Genomic DNA, 17,205 nt, shown 5'->3' with positions numbered 1-17,205 from the left:
ATATAATTTGGAGAATGGAGAGACTTTTGATGAAAAAGAAAAAACATCTCGATACTGAAATTATTCATGCAGGGTACGATTCAGGAAAACATTTTGATAGCTTAACACCACCGATATACCAAACTTCAACATTTACTTTTGCAAATGCCGAGCAAGGAGAAAAACGTTTTGCAGGTGAAGATTCTGGTTATATTTATTCGCGACTAGGTAATCCAACTGTCAAAGTTTTAGAAGAGAGAATGGCAGCAATCGAAGGCGGCGAAGCAGCTTTAGCATTCGGATCTGGAATGGCAGCTGTATCTGCAACCTTGATATCACTGACAAAAACAGGCGATCACATTCTTTGCTCAGAAGGGATTTACGGCTGTACTTTTGGTTTACTACAAATAATGAAAGAAAAGTATGCAATTGAACATGATTTTATTGCTATGAAAACGGAAGACAGTATACGAAAGGCAATACGCCCTGAAACGACTGTAATATATGTTGAAACTCCGATAAATCCAACAATGACGTGCATTGATCTTGAGATGGTTGTAAAAATAGCAAAAGAAAAGAATATAACAGTAGTAGTGGATAATACATTTTGTTCTCCTTACTTGCAAAATCCTCTGCAAATTGGTTGTGATGTTGTTATCCATAGTGCAACAAAATATATTTGTGGTCACGGGGACGTAATTGCGGGCATAGTAGTTGGGAAAGAAGATTTTCTAGGAAATATGGCAATGACAACACAAAAAGATATCGGTGGTGTCATATCGCCATTTGATGCCTGGTTATTAATTAGAGGTTTAAAAACGTTACCAGTAAGGATGGATCGTCATTGTCATAATGCAAGTATCCTTGCTGATAAACTAAAGGCTCATCCAAAAGTGGAGCGCATTTATTATCCGGGAGATAAAGATTTTGCTGATTATGAAATTGCTAGCAAACAAATGAAAAAACCTGGTGGATTAATAAGCTTTGAAATTAAAGGTAATAAAGCAACTGCGCAAAAATTTATGAACAGTCTCTCTTTAATTAAAATTGCAGTTAGTTTAGGAGATGCTGAAACGTTAGTGCAACATCCGGCAACGATGACCCACTCGGTAGTTCCAGCAGAAACTCGTGAAAAGATGGGAATTAAAGATACATTATTAAGGTTATCTTTAGGATTAGAATCTTCTGATGATATATGGGAAGATATTGAGCAGGCGTTAAAGCAAATATAAGTAAAGGGGAATACAACAAGAGCTTCACGAATAATCCGACTTGTCCAGAATACTATTCTGAACAAGTCGGACTTTTGCTTTTATTTTTATAAGTTTAGTTCATTTTCTAGCTCTATTTTCGATTGATTTTTGCTAAATAAAAATGGTACATATAATAAAGTAAATAAAATAATAGCTGCAACTTCTAACACTAATATATAGTATGGCCAAGGACCAAAGAAATCGAGAAGAGAATCAGTTTTTGGCTTATGACGAAGTAATAAATAGTTAGCCTCAACTAAAACATCAATGAAATAAACAAATAATGCGTAGAGATTAATAGTAACAAATGCTTTTATTAACGAACGAAAAGTAGGTCGATATTGGTGGATAAAGCACATGAATAACGGTGCGATGATAATAAGACCGTGCCCTATAAAAAATTGATAATATCTAAAATGGTCGTATCCGTAGAAAAGTTCGGGAGTTAAGTATGCTTGAAGTGCCCCTGCTAAAGCCCAAAAGTAAAGGACTTCGAAGAGAGCGTAACTTTTTGTCCATAACATATAGGCAGCTAAAAAAATGGAGATTGCACATAAATTTAGTGGAAGGCTAGTTTGTAACGAAATTTGATTATGGTAGAACTGCCAAAAATAGAAGGAGAACTGAACAAGGATTAAAGTGATTGCTAAACCAAAACGAAAGACCTTATTTAAAACAACTCCACGTAATTTAACCCGGAAAAAGTAAATCATCATTGCTGTAAAAACTAAAGTAGCGATTGTGATGATATGAGCTATCCCAAATACTTCAAAAGATAGTCCCCCCTCTTTGCTAAAAAAGTGATTCATTCGGGTCCCTCCCACAAAAAAAGTATTTTTAATTTTCTAACTGTATACCACTAGTAAATTATACCTTTTTATTCTGCAGAGTTCTACAAAAAAACTTGCCATGATGGCAAGTTTTATAAGTGAGTAATTAATTCATTTACAAATGCTTCTAGGTAATGTTGATCTACTTCATCAAAGCGGTTTAAAGAAGGGCTATCGATATCTAAAACACCTAGTAGTTTTCCATCCTTAATAATTGGTATTACAATTTCAGACCTTGTAGCTGCATCACAAGCAATGTGACCTGGAAATTGGTGTACATCTTCCACTAAGATTGTTCTTTCTTCTTGTGCAGAAGTACCACATACACCTTTACCAATTGGAATACGCACACAAGCCGGAAGACCTTGGAAAGGTCCGAGCACTAGTTGTTGACCTTCGAGCACATAAAAACCTACCCAGTTCACATCATCTAAAAATTGATTTAGCAATGCCGAAGCATTTGCTAAGTTTGCGATTCGGTTCGTTTCTCCATCTAATAATGCATGCAACTGCTTAATAACTAATTTATATTGATCAGTTCTACTGCCTTCGTATTTTTCTGTCTGAAACATTTAATAACCTCCAAGTAAAAGTTTATTTCATCTATAATATCAAAAGAATGAAAAAAATCATATGAAAAAGGATTTTACAAATTTCTATAGAATTATACATAATGTAATGTTATTTGAGGTGGTTCGACAATGAAGGGATTAAAGACAAAACAAAAAGTTATTGAGGCTGCAATATCCTTATTTAATGTGAAAGGGTATGACGGAACATCTGTCAGGGAGATTGCGAAAACTGCTGAAGTTAACATTGCTTTAGTATCCTATTATTTCGGTGGAAAAAAAGGGTTACTAGAACATTTACTAGCAAGTTTTTATGAAGGCTACTTGAAAGAACTTAGCGATGCTTTAAATAATGAAGATACTGATGCGGCAACTTGTTTAAAAGATGCGGTATTTAGATTATTAAAATATCAAGAAAATCATGATTATTTGTCTCGCTTTGTTCATCGCGAAATGACAATTGATACGATGCTAGTTCGTGAAGTAATGACAACATATTTAATGAAAGAGAAATACTTACTAGAGCAACTTCTAGAAATTGGAATAGAAGACGGTATTTTCAAAGAAATGCAGGTTGACTTCGGTGTCATGCATATACGGAATTTAATAATAATGCCATTCTTGCATCCGCAATATATGCGAGAGAACTTTTACATTAATTTAGAAGACGAATCATTCAAAAATGACTATTTTAATTATGTCAGTGATGTCATTGAGACATACTTTTGCAGAAAATAACACTTTTTTTGGAAAAACGTTGAATTATGGTAACAATATGTCGATATATCATGGTATTATTAGGTATTAATAATAAAATCTTTTATTTAATGAAAAATAAACTAATTAGTGATAGGTACATGTTTTAAGGGGGATTTCATCGATGGTATGGCTGATTGTACTAATTATATTAATTTTAGCGATTGGTATAATTAGTTCTTTTTATCGAAAAAGACTGTATAAAGAAGTAGATCGTTTAGAAGCTTGGAAAATTCAATTAATGAATAGACCACTAGTGAATGAAATTGCAAAGTTAAAAGAACTAAGTGCTAGTAAACAAACAGAGATGTCTGTAGAACAATGGAAAAGTCAATGGGAGGACATCGTCAATATTCAATTTCCTGAAGCTGAGGAATTGTTGTTTGATATTGAAGAAGCTATTGATCGTTACCAGTTTAGAAAAGCACAGCAGTTAATTAATAAAAATAATAAAAAATTAGCTTCCATTGAAGAAGTGATGAACGATATAACTACTGAAATTGATACGTTAATTAACAGTGGTGAGCAAAATGTGATTGAAGAGCAAGAAGTGAGTGCCCTCCTTACAGAAGTAAAAAATGAGATAATGACAAACCATGAAACATTCGGTACAGCTATTTTATATTTTGAAACGGAGCTCGCGAACATAAAGGAAAAGTTCCAACAGTTTACTGTCATGAGTGAAGAAGGATTAATCATTGAAGCAAGACAAAAACTAACTGAAGTGAAAACGCAATTATTAAACTTAAAGCGAAAAATGGAACTTGCGCCGAACGTAAATGAGCAAATACAAAAAAATATTCCTAATGAGTTGCGATCTTTAAAAGAAGGCTTTGAACAAATGTTAAAAGAAGGCTTTTATTTACAACATACTTCTGTTGAAAATGATCTAGCTCTATACCATGCAGGTATCAAAAAGATAAAGAAACATTTAGCTAGTGCAGATATTGACCAAGCAATAGAAAGTATTAAGGACTTGCAAGAAAAAATCGATGCTTCGTATGAAGTTTTAGAAGACGAAGCAAAAGCAAAACATTATGTTACGAATGGGCTTAATGATGTAAAGCAATTATTAGCAGACGCTTCAGAAAAATTAAGTGCACTTAAAATGGATACAGAAAGCGTAAAAAGAAGTTATCACATAGACATTGATGATTTACATGCTTCTGTGAAATTAGAAGAAGAATTTACCGAGTTAATGAATCGATTAGAAAAACTTTCTCACCATGTTAATGAAAATGATAAAGGATTTACAGACCTTTATCGAGAAATGCAAGATATTAAAGAAAGAGCATTAGAACTAAATCAATCTCAAAGTGCTTTTCAAGAAATGTTGCATACGTTGAGAAAAGATGAAATTTACGCAAAAGAAACATTAGCTAAAATTAGAAAGAAACTAATAAAATCAAATCGTTTAATAGAACGAAGCAACATACCAGGTATTCCAGAAAGCTATTTAAATGATATGGAGTATACGGAAGAAAAGATAATGGAAGTATACGAACAATTAAATAAATCACCATTGCAAATGAGCGTAATAAATCAACTGTTGGTAGAGGCAGTGACACAAGTTGAAAAAAGCTATGATAAAACAGAACTTTTAATTAAGCATGCACAGTTAACAGAAAAATATATTCAGTATGCTAATCGCTTCCGAAGCAGAAATGAAAAAATTGCTTTAAAACTCGAAGAAGCAGAAAATGAATTCCGTTCTTATAATTATGGTGAGGCGTACCTTATTGCAAAAGAAGTTTTAGAAAACGTGAAACCAGAAATAATTGAGCAAATTGAAAACAATACTATGTTAGCACAAACCCATTAGACTATAATCTAATGGGTTTTTTGCATTAACAGCTGAACCGTCACAAGTATGCATAGCACGTAATAACTTAATAAATAGAAGTGTAAAAAATTAGCGTACTTTTGGAGGGGAAAATGAATTTGCAGATACAGCTAGTTACATCTATGAAACAGTTGGAAATATATCGAGAAGCTTGGGATGAGATACTCAAGAAAAATAATAATAATAACCCTTTCTTAACGTTCGATTGGATAAAAACATGGTGGGACTATTTCGGAGAAGACAAAAAGTTGCACGTTAAAGTGTTGCGGGACGAAAATGAAATAATTGCTTTTTTACCTTTAATGAAACGAAAGAAAAAGTATATTGAAGAGATTTTTTTTATTGGCTTTGGTCAATCAAACTATATGGATATAGTGGTTACAGATGAATGTAGAGAAAATGCGCTTAAGATTTTTTTAGATTCAATTTTTTCTTCAAAACTTAAAGCAATATATAATTTACACGGTTTATTGAATAGTAAGCAAACACCTGATATTTTACAACGAGAATTAAATCGACGAAATATCCCCTTTTTTCAAGGAGAAATAATTGCGCCATTTCTCAATTATAACGCTATTAACTTTAAGGAATATTTAAAGCCAAGACAAAAAAAACATGGTTTAAATCGAAGGGAAAATAAACTTCACCATGTTGGGGATGTATCATTTCAACCGCTAGCTACAAAAAAAATAGATACTATTTTTGCATTACACGCAAAGAGATGGAGAAACAAGATGGATACAAGTGGCTTTTCAGTAGGTAAAACAAAACAATTTTTTAAACACTTACTAGAAAATTCTAATTCATCATTTCAAACGGTTGTTAACACGTTAACGGTAGATCGTGAAATTATTGGCTTTATGTATGGTTTTATTTGTGCGGATAGATATGTTTTTTATATATCGGCACATGACGATGACTTTGGAATTTTTAGCCCTGGGAGAATTGTTTTGAAAGAAGAAATTAAAAAATGTGAAGAAATGCAATTAAGGTTATTTGATTTAAGTATTGGATATGAACCATACAAGTTTGATTGGAACAATGGTGAAGACTTTGCCGCGAAATTTGTCTTCCCTTCTAATAGTGCTAAGGCGAAATTTTACTATTACTTAACGTCAATGAAAGAATCAATCATATATAAATTAAAGAAAAATAGAATGGTTGTTCTTTTTAAGCGAAATACGTTAGGAAAAATACGAACAACAATCCGCGAATTAAATAATCAATTCAAAAGTATCGGAATAAAAAATTCAATGAGGAAATTATTTCGTAATCCTTTAACGAAGAGTATGCGTAAGAAAGATTATTTTTTGTACAATTTAATGGCAGTTAACTATCCAGAAAGTAAAACATTAAGGATAAAAAAGGCAAAGATTAATGACTTAGAAACATTATGTTCCCTCTATAAAATGGAAAAAACCGATATCGTTTCAAGATGGTATAAGAAGCAATATTGCTTTCTAGTAGAGAAGGATAATATTAATATCGCCTCGTATTGGTTAAATGAACAATTCATTGAAATTGACGATATTTCACATAAAGAAAATTTATCTAATAATAGGAAGTTTATTTATGATTTAAAAGTGATTAATGAGACAAAAGAGGAAGATCATTACTCCTTATTACTGGATGCTATCCAAACTAACGAGCAGTGTGAGCAGATAATAATCAGTGTGACTAGCCAACAACAGAAGTTAATTAATGAATTAGCTACACGAAAAAGCCCTCTTTGGAAAGTAATTAATAGAAAATCAAAGAAGAATGGTAAATAACCCGGGGTGCAAGTAAACCATTTATTTCACATGCTTAAAGGTGGTGAAGAAAAATTAATAAAAATGGTAAATTCATTATTTCTCTAGATTTCGAACTTTACTGGGGCATTCGAGATATTTGGACATTGGAACAGTATTATAATAATTTAATTGGAGTTCAACAAGCAGTCCCAAAAATGTTAGCTTTATTTAATAAATATGAGATCCACTCCACATGGGCCACCGTTGGTTTTCTTTTTTTCAAAAATGGAGAACAACTTCTGAAACAAATCCCCTTAGTACTACCCAATTATCAAGATAAAAACTTATCCCCATACGAAGATTTGAAGGTTTTAGCAAAGCAAGGAAAGCATGGAGACACTACGCTTTTTGCCTACCCACTAATTCAATTAATAAAAAACACTCCAAATCAAGAAATCGCTACCCACACTTTTTCCCATTACTATTGCTTAGAACCTGGTCAAACGAAGGCAAGTTTTAAGGAAGATTTAAAAGCTGCCTTTAAGGTTGCCAATGATGAAGGAATTAAAATGAGTTCCTTAATTTTCCCTCGGAACCAAGTTAATTCTAGTTATTTAGAAATATGTAAAGATTTTGGTATTACATGTTATCGTGGAAATGAAAATTCCTTGATTTACCGAGCAAGTAACAAACTAGAAAATAAGCTTTGGAAACGGGGTGTTCGTTTTCTTGATGCCTATTTTAACTTAACAGGACATCACACTTATAAGGTAAGTGACATTAGCAGAGAACCTCTTATTAACCTTCCTGCAAGTCGGTTTTTACGTCCATATAGTAAAAGCCTCAGCTTCCTTGAAAAACTACGCCTTTATCGCATAAAAAAGAATATAACGTATGCAGCAAAACATAAAGAAATATATCACTTATGGTGGCACCCTCATAACTTTGGAACAAATTTAGAATATAATATAAAGTTTTTGGAAGAAGTTCTATTGCATTATAAAAAGATGCAGAAAAAATATGGAATGGAAAGTATAAACATGGGTGAGTTAGCTAATTACCTAAAATAAATGATTGATAAGACAATGTGTATGTAATTGTACTTCTATTTGTGAGTATGCTATACATTTAGCATACTCACAAACATTGTCTTTCTTGAGCTTTAAAATGTCCAAGCCCAATTAATTATGCTCTAGTAGTGTTTCTTTGAGTTATCATTCACTAGATGTGTCATACTATGAAAAGGTGTTTCTTGTTTTCGGAAAACTATACTTATGGTAATATGTTTACTTGCAAGAGGAGTATTTAAAGGAGTATTAAAATCTTATGATATATTTCGATAATAGTGCGACGACAAAGCCATATGAAGAAGTAGTTGATGTATTTGTTAAAGTGACAAATAATTATTTCGGAAATCCTTCTTCTATTCATAAATTAGGTGGAGAAAGTGAAAAACTTCTTTTCCAAGCGAGAAAAGTTATTGCTTCGATTTTACAAGTGAAAGACCAAGAAATAATTTTTACAGGAAGCGGTACGGAAGGGAATAACTTAGCCATTAAAGGTATTGCGATGGAGCATAAAAATCGTGGTAAGCATTTAATCACGACAATGATTGAACATGCGTCAACGATAAATACATTTAAGCAATTAGAAAAGCTAGGGTTTGACGTTACATATTTACCGGTAAATCAACAGGGGATTATATCTCTAACTGATTTAGAAAGAGCTATTCGTGAAGATACAATATTAGTCTCTGTGATTCATGTTAATAATGAGCTAGGTTCCATTCAACCGATTGCTGAAATAGGAACATTGTTAAAAAAGTATCCAAAGCTTCATTTTCATGTCGATCATGTTCAAGGTATTGCTAAAGTACCATTAGCAATTGAAAAATGTAATATTGATTTATTAACGTGTTCAGGGCATAAATTTCACGGTCTAAGAGGAACAGGTTTTTTATATAAGAGAAGTGGTGTAAAACTATCACCATTGTTTACTGGCGGATCGCAAGAAATGAAGTTAAGAGCCGGTACAGAAAATGTTGCTGGTATTGTATCAATGGCAAAAGCATTACGAATTTCGATTGAAAAATATAAAGAAAAACATCAAGAAATTGTACAAATTAAAAACTGGCTTATGGAGCAACTTGCCGAAGTAGATGGGGTAGAGTTAAATACGCCAATGGAGCAAAGTGCACCGCACATCATTAATATATCTATCTTAGGAATCAAGCCAGAAGTGTTCATTCACGCTTTAGAAAAGCATGACATTTACGTTTCTACTAAGTCTGCTTGTTCTTCAAAACAATCAGAAGTTTCCCATGTGTTATTAGCAACAGGCATGGATGAAAATAGAGCAAAAAGTGCAATAAGAATTAGTTTTTCCTATCAAAATAACTTAGAAGAAGCAAAAGTGTTTATGGAAGTAATGAAAAAAGAATTAAGACAACTAAAAAAAATAATGGGGTCATGAGATGGAATATAATCACATTTTAATTCGTTATGGAGAAATAGGACTTAAAGGGAAAAACCGTAAAATGTTTATTGAGCGCCTTTTCAAAAATATTAAAGTAGCAGTAAAGGCGTTCCCAAACGTTAAACCTACAATGACAAGAGATCGCCTCTTTATTGAACTTAATGGAGAAGATCACGAAGCGATTGCTACTAAACTTGAAAAAGTTTTTGGTATTCATTCTTTTAGTTTAGCTGTTAAAGTTGAAAGTGATATTGAAGAAATTAAAAAAGCTGCGTTGAGTGCATTGCTAAACGTAGGTAAGCCAGTTAACACGTTTAAGGTTTCTGCAAAACGCCCAAATAAAACATTTCCTGTTCGTTCACAAGAAATGAACTATGAAGTCGGTAGTTATATACTTCGAAACACGGAAAACATTACAGTAGATGTTCATAATCCTGATATTGACATGAAAGTAGAAGTGAGAGATGCATTTACTTATATTACATGTGGTGATTATAAGGGTGCTGGCGGGCTTCCAGTAGGTGTTGGAGGCAAAGTAATGGTAATGCTATCAGGAGGTATTGATAGTCCTGTAGCTGCATATTTAGCGATGAAGCGCGGAGTAAGAATAGAGGCTATTCATTTTCATAGCCCACCATTTACGAGCGAACGCGCAAAGCAAAAGGTAGAAGACTTAACAAGTGTTTTAACAGAGTATGGCGGAAAAATTAAACTACACGTTGTTCATTTTACAGAAATTCAAAAGATGATCCATCAAACAATGCCTGCCAACTACAGCATGACAATTATGCGAAGAATGATGCTTCGTATTGCTGAAGAAATTGCTAATGTAAACAATGCAAAGGCAATCACAACTGGTGAAAGTTTAGGACAAGTAGCTAGTCAAACATTAGACAGTATGTATACGATAAATGAAGTAACTAACATGCCAATTATCCGTCCGTTAATTACGATGGACAAGATTGAAATCATGGACATTTCTCGCAAAATTGGCACATATGATATTTCTATCCGTCCGTATGAAGACTGTTGTACAGTATTTTTGCCTTCTGCTCCTAAAACGAAGCCGAAGCGGGAAAACGCGAATAGATATGAACAAAATGCTGAATTTGAAGCATTACTTAAAGAAGCGGTTAACAATGTAGAAACAATCGAAATTACTAATGAAACGAAAGTAGAAGATCAGCAATTTGAAGATTTATTTTAATTGAATTAAAGACCTACGAAAAGAATTTTATATCTTTTCGTAGGTCTTTTTTAGTTTTTAAAGTTATGAAAAAATTACCACTACTTTAAATGAATGTTTACATCGTTTTTACACAATCTATAAGTACACAAGGAGGTGATACACCATGGCAAGCAACACTTCAAATCAATTAGTAGTACCAGGAGTACAACAAGCTTTAGATCAAATGAAGTATGAAATTGCAACAGAATTTGGCGTTCAACTTGGACCAGATACAACGGCACGTTCTAACGGTTCAGTTGGTGGTGAAATTACAAAACGTCTTGTGCAAATGGCTGAGCAACAATTAGGTGGAACTCCTCAAGCTTAAGAAACAAATACAGTTGAATATAAAATGGAATAAAGGGGTGGTCTTCCACCCCTTTTTATGTTTATTACTACATTTCCCTTTCTATAATCCTCTATAATGCTTCCAACCTTAATAAAATAAATGGCTATGATATAATGAAAAAAATTATGATATGAATTGGGGAATATAGCATGGGGACATTATGGTATGGTGGAAAAATATATACGATGGAGCAAGAAGGACATACGGTTGAGGCAGTATTCGTTAAAGATGGTTATATTAGAGCTGTTGGTCAATTAGATGAAATAAAAGAGACTTATAAGGATGATATTAAAGAAAAACAAAATCTACATGGTGCAACAATGTACCCTGGTTTTGTAGATAGCCATGGCCATATGATTGGACATGGGGAAAAGTTACTTAGATTAGATCTTTCAACAGCTAATTCAGCAGAAGAAATGAAAGTGATGCTAAAAGATGCTGTAGCCAATACACCAGATGGCGAATGGGTATATGGGGAAGGTTGGAATGAGAATAATTTTCCTGACCGAAAAATATTTCACCGCGACGAGCTAGACGAAATAGCACCTAATCACCCTGTTATGTTAACACGAGTATGTAGACACGCAATTCTAGTCAATACGAAAGCGTTAACAATTGCAGGCATTACAAATGAAACGGAAAATCCGCAAGGTGGAGTAATAGTTCGTGATGATGAAGGAGTAGCAACTGGTTTTTTACTTGATCAAGCACAAGATTTAGTAAAAAAGGCTGCACCCGAAGCTAGCGAAAATTATTTGAACAGAGCACTAGAAACTGCCTATGAAGATTTAGTTTCTTTAGGATTAGTTGGTTTACATACGGAAGATTTAAATTATTACAGTGGTTTTCATAATACGTATCAAGCAATCATACATGCCATTAATGGAGAAGATAAAAAGTTTCGAGCAAACTTACTTGTTCATCATGAAGTGGTAGATGATATGCACAAAGAAGGTCATCAATTCGAAAGCGGAACACCGTATGTAACGTTTGGAGCTATGAAAATTTTTGCTGATGGAGCTATTGGCGGGAGGACTGCTTTATTAAGTCATCCATATAATGATTCACCAGAAACATCAGGTGTTGCCATACATGAAAAAGAAGAACTGTTCCAACTAATAAAAAAAGCAAGAAATTATAAAATGCCAGTGGCTATTCATACAATTGGGGATTTAGCAGCTGAATATGCGATTGAAGCTTTCGAACTTTACCCTCCAATAGCAGGTCAGCGAGACAGATTAATTCATGGTCAATTCCTTAATAAAGATCTAATGGACAGACTAGAAAAATTAGCGATTGTTATTGATATTCAACCACAATTTGTTGCATCTGATTTTCCGTGGGTTATTGAAAGAATTGGCGAAGAGCGTCTCCCTTATGCATATGCTTGGAAAATGTTACTTAATCGAGGGATTCATTGTGCTGGAGGTTCTGACACTCCAATTGAATCGGCTAATCCTTTATTAGGAATTCATGCAGCCGTAGCAAGAAGAAGTGTAAATGAAACGCACGAAGGGTATAACCCTGAAGAAAAACTCTCAATATTTGAAGCCATCTCGTTATACACGATTGGGAGTGCTTATGCAATTGGAAAAGAAGATAGCCGTGGAAAAATAGCAGAGGGACATGTAGCGGATTTCACTGTATATGCCAACGATTTATTTGAGACAGCAATAGATGAAATTCCAAATTCCACGGTTCAAATGACGGTAGTTGATAATACAATCGTCTATAAAAGGTAACGGGGATAATAATCCTCGTTATTTTCTTTTGCTTAACGTAGTGTAATGTTTGCTTTTATATAGAGAAATCTATAAAATTTTATACTTGAGAGCTATTATATATCATTGATAACTTTGACAAGACCTAACAAAGTGAGTGAGGCTAAAATATGCAAATAAATAATAAACCGAAAAATATAGTCGTTATTTTTGGTGCAACTGGAGATTTAGCTAAAAGAAAGTTATATCCCTCGATATACAATCTTTTCAAGAAAAATAAAATTGGCGAAGAATTTGCAGTTGTCGGCGTTGCTAGAAGTGAATTAACAAACGAAGCTTTTAGAGAGAATGTCATTTCTTCCGTTACAAAAAATGTAGCATTAGAAGATCGAAAAAATGTTGAGAAGTTTAGTGAGCACTTTTTCTATTTGCCATTTGACGTAACTAAACCGACATCTTATGAACAATTAAATCATTTACTTACAGATCTTGAAGGTCGATTTGAGATACCAGGGAACAGGTTGTTTTATTTAGCAATGGCTCCTGAGTTTTTCGGAACGATTGCTCAAAACTTAAAAGCAGAAGGTGTAACAAATACGGATGGTTGGACACGACTTGTCATTGAAAAACCATTTGGTCACGATCTACCATCAGCACAAAAATTAAATGATGAAATTCGTGAGGCCTTTGCTGAAGAAGATATTTATCGAATAGATCATTACTTAGGAAAATCAATGGTGCAAAACATTGAAGTCATCCGTTTTGCCAACGCAATTTTTGAGCCATTATGGAATAGCCGTTATATTTCCAACATCCAAGTAACTTCTAGTGAAACGTTAGGTGTAGAAGATCGCGGGAAATATTACGAAAAATCAGGTGCATTGCGTGACATGGTCCAAAACCACATGTTACAAATGGTAGCCTTATTAGCGATGGAACCGCCAATTAGTTTAACAGACGAAGAGATTAGAAGTGAAAAAATAAAAGTTCTTCGTGCCATGCGTCCATTAACAGAAGAAGACGTTAATAATACATTTGTCCGGGGACAATATGGTCCTGGTGTTGTTAAAGAAAGCGAAGTAAAAGGATATCGCGAAGAAAATAATGTAGACGAAAATTCAAATACGGAAACATTTGTATCAGGAAAGATATTTATTGATAACTTCCGCTGGGCAGGTGTCCCATTCTTTATTAGAACAGGAAAACGAATGGCACTTAAGTCAACGAAAATAGTTGTTCAATTCAAAGATTTACCAATGAATTTATATGCGAAAAAAGGACAAAAAAATTATCCGAACCTACTCGTTATTAATATCCAACCAGATGAAGGGATTACTTTAATAATGAATGGTAAGAAGATTGGACCGACAAGTGAAACAACGCGTGTTAGTTTAGATTATAGCAACGACCATGTCAATGATGTCAATACACCGGAAGCGTATGAGCGTCTTGTATTTGATTGTATGCTAGGAGATGCAACGAACTTTACTCATTGGGACGAAGTGAGCTTATCTTGGAGTTATGTTGATGCAATATCTAAAGTTTGGGAAAGCAATAAAGAAAAGAACTTTCCTAACTATGAAGCAGGATCAATGGGACCAAAAGATTCCGACCGAATTCTTGATGAAGAAGGTTTCCATTGGTGGCCAATCGTAAAGAATGAATATTAAAACAAGTAGCATGGAGGTAATAATTTGAAAATTTATGATATCACTGCCCCTATTTTTGAAGGGATGCCAGTTTATAAAAATAAACCGGAAAAACAGCCGAAAATTAATACGGTAACAAATGCCCATGTAACGGAATCTCGAATTGATATCGATTTACATACTGGAACACATATCGATGCACCTCTACACATGATTAATGATGGTGAAACTTTTGAGACGATTGATATTGAAAATTTAGTTGGTAATTGTAAGGTGTTTGATTTAACTTCTGTTGAAGATAAAATTACTGCTGATGATATAAAGGACCTCAATATTCAATCAGGGGATTTTATTTTATTTAAAACAAATAACTCTTATGAAGATGAGTTCAACTTTGAATTTATCTATATTGCTGAATGTGCAGCAAACTTCTTAGCTGATAAGGGAATTAAAGGTGTTGGAATTGATGCATTAGGTGTTGAACGTAGCCAACCAGGCCACCCAACACATAAAGCTTTATTTGGCAGTAATATTATCGTTATTGAAGGGCTTCGATTAAAGGAAGTGGAAAAAGGTGAGTATTTCATGGTTGCCGCCCCATTAAAAATGGTCGGGACAGATGCTGCACCTGCAAGAGTGTTACTAATTGAAGATATTAACAAATAGACTGGGACAAAAAGTTTATAAGATAGAAAAAACCGAACTATTCAGATTTATGAACTGCCCCCTGTCAAGTAGACAGTGGAATAATAAAAAGTGACTTAAGCGGCTTTAACTCTATATTCCATTGGGCTGAAGCCGTTTAGTCGTTTTTGATATCTTTCATAATTATAAAAATGCATGTATTCATCTATCGCAGTAGTAAGTTCCTCATATGTATTATATTTGTTTAAATAATACTTCTCACATTTCAGTGTTCCCCAAAAAGATTCCATTGGGCCATTGTCAATACAACGACCAACTCTTGACATACTTTGTGTCATGTTCACCGCATCTATCTTACTTTTAAATTCCTTAGAAGTGTATTGGTAACCACGATCACTATGAATAAGTGGATGTTCCTGATTTAATTGTTCAGTAGCTTGATCAAGTGTCTTGAATACAAGTTGATTATTATTGGAGTGCCCTAGTACATAACTTATAATGGATCCGTCATACAGATCACGTATCGCACTTAAATATGCCTTTTTTGATTGACCATACTTAAATTCGGTAACGTCAGTTACCCATTTTTCATTTGGCTTTTCAGCCTTGAAATCCCTATTTAATACATTGGCTGCTACATGTTGGGGTGTTGAGTATTTATAACGTTTTGTCTTTCTTCGGATGACAGACTGTAGACCTGCAACTTTCATTAACCGATAGATCCTTTTATGATTAAGTTTCCTCTTGAACTTTCTTTCCATATGAAGTTTCATTTGGCGGTAACCAAATATGCCATCAACACTTTCATGGAGAATTTTCATCTCTTTAATGATTTCTTCATTTAGAGTTTCTTGGGAGGAAGGAATACGTTTAAGCCACTTATAGTATGCACCTCTTGTAACACCAGCGATATCACACAGTAGTAGAATACTTAGCTTCTCCTGCTCATGAAGTTCCTTAATAGCGATGTACCTAACTTTATATCGTATTTGATTTATTTTCGCCCCCTCTCGATCTCCTCTAACTTTTTTAAGTATAAATTCTCCGCACGCAATCGCTCATTTTCTCTTTCTAACTTTTTCATTTGTAGTTTAATTTTTTCAGCTGGAGTTAGACTAACTTCTTCTTTCTTGTGACCACGTTTATCTTTCAGTGCGTCAGCTCCGCCAGCTTCATACTTTCTAACCCATAGATAGACTTGTTGATAAGAAACATTATTATTATTAGCTGTTTCTTGATAATTTTTTCCGTTACCTAGACAATCAATTACTATTTGTATTCGCTCTTCCCATGTGGTTTTTCTTATAGTCATAGTAGTCGTCCTCCCCGTAAACGTACCTTTTAAGTCTCTATGACTATTATACTTCTTAATCCAATTTCTGAGGACAGACTCATTTGATATTTCATGTTTTTTTGCGACTTCCTCCAAAGAATATTTACCAGAAAGAAAGTCATTAATGGCTAACTGTTTTAATTCATTAGAGTACTTTTTCCAAGAGGAAGATTCTTTAAGACCCTCAAAACCAAATTTATCGAATTTATACTTCCAATCACGAATTGCGCTTTTACTAACCTTATACTTCTTAACTATTTCACTTAGCGTTAAAACATCATCTTTTAATGCATTTAATACTTCTATCCTAACCTCAAGTGAGTGTGCTCTTTTAGGCATAAAATTACTCCCCTTTTAGTAGTCAGATTTTTATTTTTTAATCTGTCTACCTAAAGGGGAGCATATCATTACATCTGGATGTTCGGTTTTTCTTTTTTCATAAGAAATAATTATAATGCTCCGTCAAAACTCTTCGGACACTGGCTTTGAGGAAACTGAAAAAGTCTCCTTTAACAGGAAGTAGTAATTTGGATTATTGATATAAGTATCAGGCACTCGCTTTCCGCGGGCAACGCTTCAGCCTCCTCTGAAAATGTACTTCCTGTGGGGTCTTCAGCTGTTGCTTTCCCGCAGGAGTCTCGTGCCGTTGACTCCATCAAAAAAATATTTTATAAATTCGCTTCAGCTTTTCTATTGTCCAGCTTCAGCAATCAACGTCTATAAAACTTCACGCTCTTCATTTTGATAAGTCTACATCGATCAGTGAAGTGGTGTCTAGAAAAGGCTCCTATCAACTTGAGAACTTCATACTACTCACTTACGATAAGTCAACATCAAAACGC

The 17,205-nt window shown here is 33.9% G+C and carries 14 protein-coding genes; 11 read left to right on the top strand and 3 right to left on the bottom strand.

The features are described 5' to 3' along the window. The first annotated feature begins 29 nt into the window (after window positions 1-29). Window positions 30-1,211 carry a methionine gamma-lyase gene (gene megL, locus CIB95_RS13210; protein WP_198949203.1) on the top strand — a complete coding sequence of 394 codons (1,182 nt, stop codon included), beginning with the start codon at window positions 30-32 and terminating at the stop codon, window positions 1,209-1,211. Between the two features lie 86 nt (window positions 1,212-1,297). On the opposite strand, the gene CIB95_RS13205 is transcribed toward megL, so the two are convergent. Continuing rightward, a complete protein-coding gene (locus tag CIB95_RS13205) occupies window positions 1,298-2,041 on the bottom strand; it encodes a YwaF family protein (RefSeq protein WP_094925913.1) in 744 nt (247 codons plus the stop codon). Window positions 2,042-2,154: 113 nt separating this feature from the next. Continuing rightward, window positions 2,155-2,634, bottom strand: a complete 480-nt coding sequence (locus tag CIB95_RS13200; RefSeq protein ID WP_094925911.1) for a GAF domain-containing protein — start codon at window positions 2,632-2,634, stop codon at window positions 2,155-2,157. A 129-nt stretch (window positions 2,635-2,763) separates the two neighbouring features. Between CIB95_RS13200 and refZ the strand changes: the two genes are divergently transcribed. The 10 genes from refZ (at window position 2,764) to CIB95_RS13150 (ending at window position 15,051) form a co-directional block, all read left to right on the top strand. Then, on the top strand, window positions 2,764-3,369 hold the full coding sequence (gene refZ / locus CIB95_RS13195; RefSeq protein ID WP_094925909.1) for a forespore capture DNA-binding protein RefZ: 606 nt from the start codon (window positions 2,764-2,766) through the stop codon (window positions 3,367-3,369). Window positions 3,370-3,511: 142 nt separating this feature from the next. Further along, complete coding sequence (locus CIB95_RS13190; protein WP_094925907.1) at window positions 3,512-5,209, top strand: septation ring formation regulator EzrA; 1,698 nt, start codon at window positions 3,512-3,514, stop codon at window positions 5,207-5,209. 113 nt (window positions 5,210-5,322) lie between these two features. Then, the gene (locus CIB95_RS13185) at window positions 5,323-7,002 is read left to right on the top strand and encodes a GNAT family N-acetyltransferase (RefSeq protein ID WP_094925905.1); all 1,680 of its coding nucleotides are present in this window, start codon (window positions 5,323-5,325) and stop codon (window positions 7,000-7,002) included. A gap of 125 nt (window positions 7,003-7,127) precedes the next feature. Continuing rightward, window positions 7,128-8,033, top strand: coding sequence for a polysaccharide deacetylase family protein (locus tag CIB95_RS13180; protein WP_233144141.1), 906 nt, complete (start codon window positions 7,128-7,130; stop codon window positions 8,031-8,033). Window positions 8,034-8,289: 256 nt separating this feature from the next. Then, the gene (locus CIB95_RS13175) at window positions 8,290-9,435 is read left to right on the top strand and encodes a cysteine desulfurase family protein (protein WP_094925901.1); all 1,146 of its coding nucleotides are present in this window, start codon (window positions 8,290-8,292) and stop codon (window positions 9,433-9,435) included. Between the two features lies 1 nt (window position 9,436). Then, window positions 9,437-10,645 (top strand): tRNA uracil 4-sulfurtransferase ThiI, encoded by a 1,209-nt coding sequence (gene thiI / locus CIB95_RS13170; RefSeq protein ID WP_094925899.1) that lies wholly within the window; start codon window positions 9,437-9,439, stop codon window positions 10,643-10,645. Window positions 10,646-10,790: 145 nt separating this feature from the next. Beyond that, window positions 10,791-10,994: an alpha/beta-type small acid-soluble spore protein gene (locus CIB95_RS13165; protein WP_094925897.1), complete on the top strand. Its 204-nt coding sequence runs from the start codon at window positions 10,791-10,793 to the stop codon at window positions 10,992-10,994. A gap of 170 nt (window positions 10,995-11,164) precedes the next feature. Continuing rightward, window positions 11,165-12,757 (top strand): amidohydrolase, encoded by a 1,593-nt coding sequence (locus tag CIB95_RS13160; protein ID WP_094925895.1) that lies wholly within the window; start codon window positions 11,165-11,167, stop codon window positions 12,755-12,757. A gap of 149 nt (window positions 12,758-12,906) precedes the next feature. Then, window positions 12,907-14,406, top strand: coding sequence for a glucose-6-phosphate dehydrogenase (gene zwf / locus CIB95_RS13155; RefSeq protein ID WP_233144140.1), 1,500 nt, complete (start codon window positions 12,907-12,909; stop codon window positions 14,404-14,406). A 24-nt stretch (window positions 14,407-14,430) separates the two neighbouring features. Next, window positions 14,431-15,051, top strand: coding sequence for a cyclase family protein (locus CIB95_RS13150; RefSeq protein ID WP_094925893.1), 621 nt, complete (start codon window positions 14,431-14,433; stop codon window positions 15,049-15,051). A 95-nt stretch (window positions 15,052-15,146) separates the two neighbouring features. Here CIB95_RS13150 and CIB95_RS13145 read toward each other — a convergent pair. Next, window positions 15,147-16,702 (bottom strand): IS3 family transposase gene (locus CIB95_RS13145; protein WP_094925891.1). Its coding sequence is split into 2 segments (ribosomal slippage): window positions 15,147-16,066 and window positions 16,066-16,702, totalling 1,557 coding nucleotides; the frame shifts between segments, so codons are not numbered across the junction. Between the last annotated feature and the right edge of the window lie 503 nt (window positions 16,703-17,205).

The organism is Lottiidibacillus patelloidae (assembly GCF_002262935.1).
GTDB classification, from domain to species: domain Bacteria; phylum Bacillota; class Bacilli; order Bacillales; family SA5d-4; genus Lottiidibacillus; species Lottiidibacillus patelloidae.
The sequence above is the reverse complement of the archived record's forward strand: the minus strand, read 5'-3'. Positions and strand labels throughout refer to the sequence as shown.

Excerpts from the sequence above, each read along its gene's own strand:
- megL (WP_198949203.1), top strand. The coding sequence starts at position 30 with ATGAAAAAGAAAAAACATCTCGATACTGAAATTATTCATGCAGGGTAC.
- CIB95_RS13205 (WP_094925913.1), bottom strand. The coding sequence starts at position 2,041 with ATGAATCACTTTTTTAGCAAAGAGGGGGGACTATCTTTTGAAGTATTT.
- CIB95_RS13200 (WP_094925911.1), bottom strand. The coding sequence starts at position 2,634 with ATGTTTCAGACAGAAAAATACGAAGGCAGTAGAACTGATCAATATAAA.
- refZ (WP_094925909.1), top strand. The coding sequence starts at position 2,764 with ATGAAGGGATTAAAGACAAAACAAAAAGTTATTGAGGCTGCAATATCC.
- CIB95_RS13190 (WP_094925907.1), top strand. The coding sequence starts at position 3,512 with ATGGTATGGCTGATTGTACTAATTATATTAATTTTAGCGATTGGTATA.
- CIB95_RS13185 (WP_094925905.1), top strand. The coding sequence starts at position 5,323 with ATGAATTTGCAGATACAGCTAGTTACATCTATGAAACAGTTGGAAATA.
- CIB95_RS13175 (WP_094925901.1), top strand. The coding sequence starts at position 8,290 with ATGATATATTTCGATAATAGTGCGACGACAAAGCCATATGAAGAAGTA.
- thiI (WP_094925899.1), top strand. The coding sequence starts at position 9,437 with ATGGAATATAATCACATTTTAATTCGTTATGGAGAAATAGGACTTAAA.
- CIB95_RS13165 (WP_094925897.1), top strand. The coding sequence starts at position 10,791 with ATGGCAAGCAACACTTCAAATCAATTAGTAGTACCAGGAGTACAACAA.
- CIB95_RS13160 (WP_094925895.1), top strand. The coding sequence starts at position 11,165 with ATGGGGACATTATGGTATGGTGGAAAAATATATACGATGGAGCAAGAA.
- zwf (WP_233144140.1), top strand. The coding sequence starts at position 12,907 with ATGCAAATAAATAATAAACCGAAAAATATAGTCGTTATTTTTGGTGCA.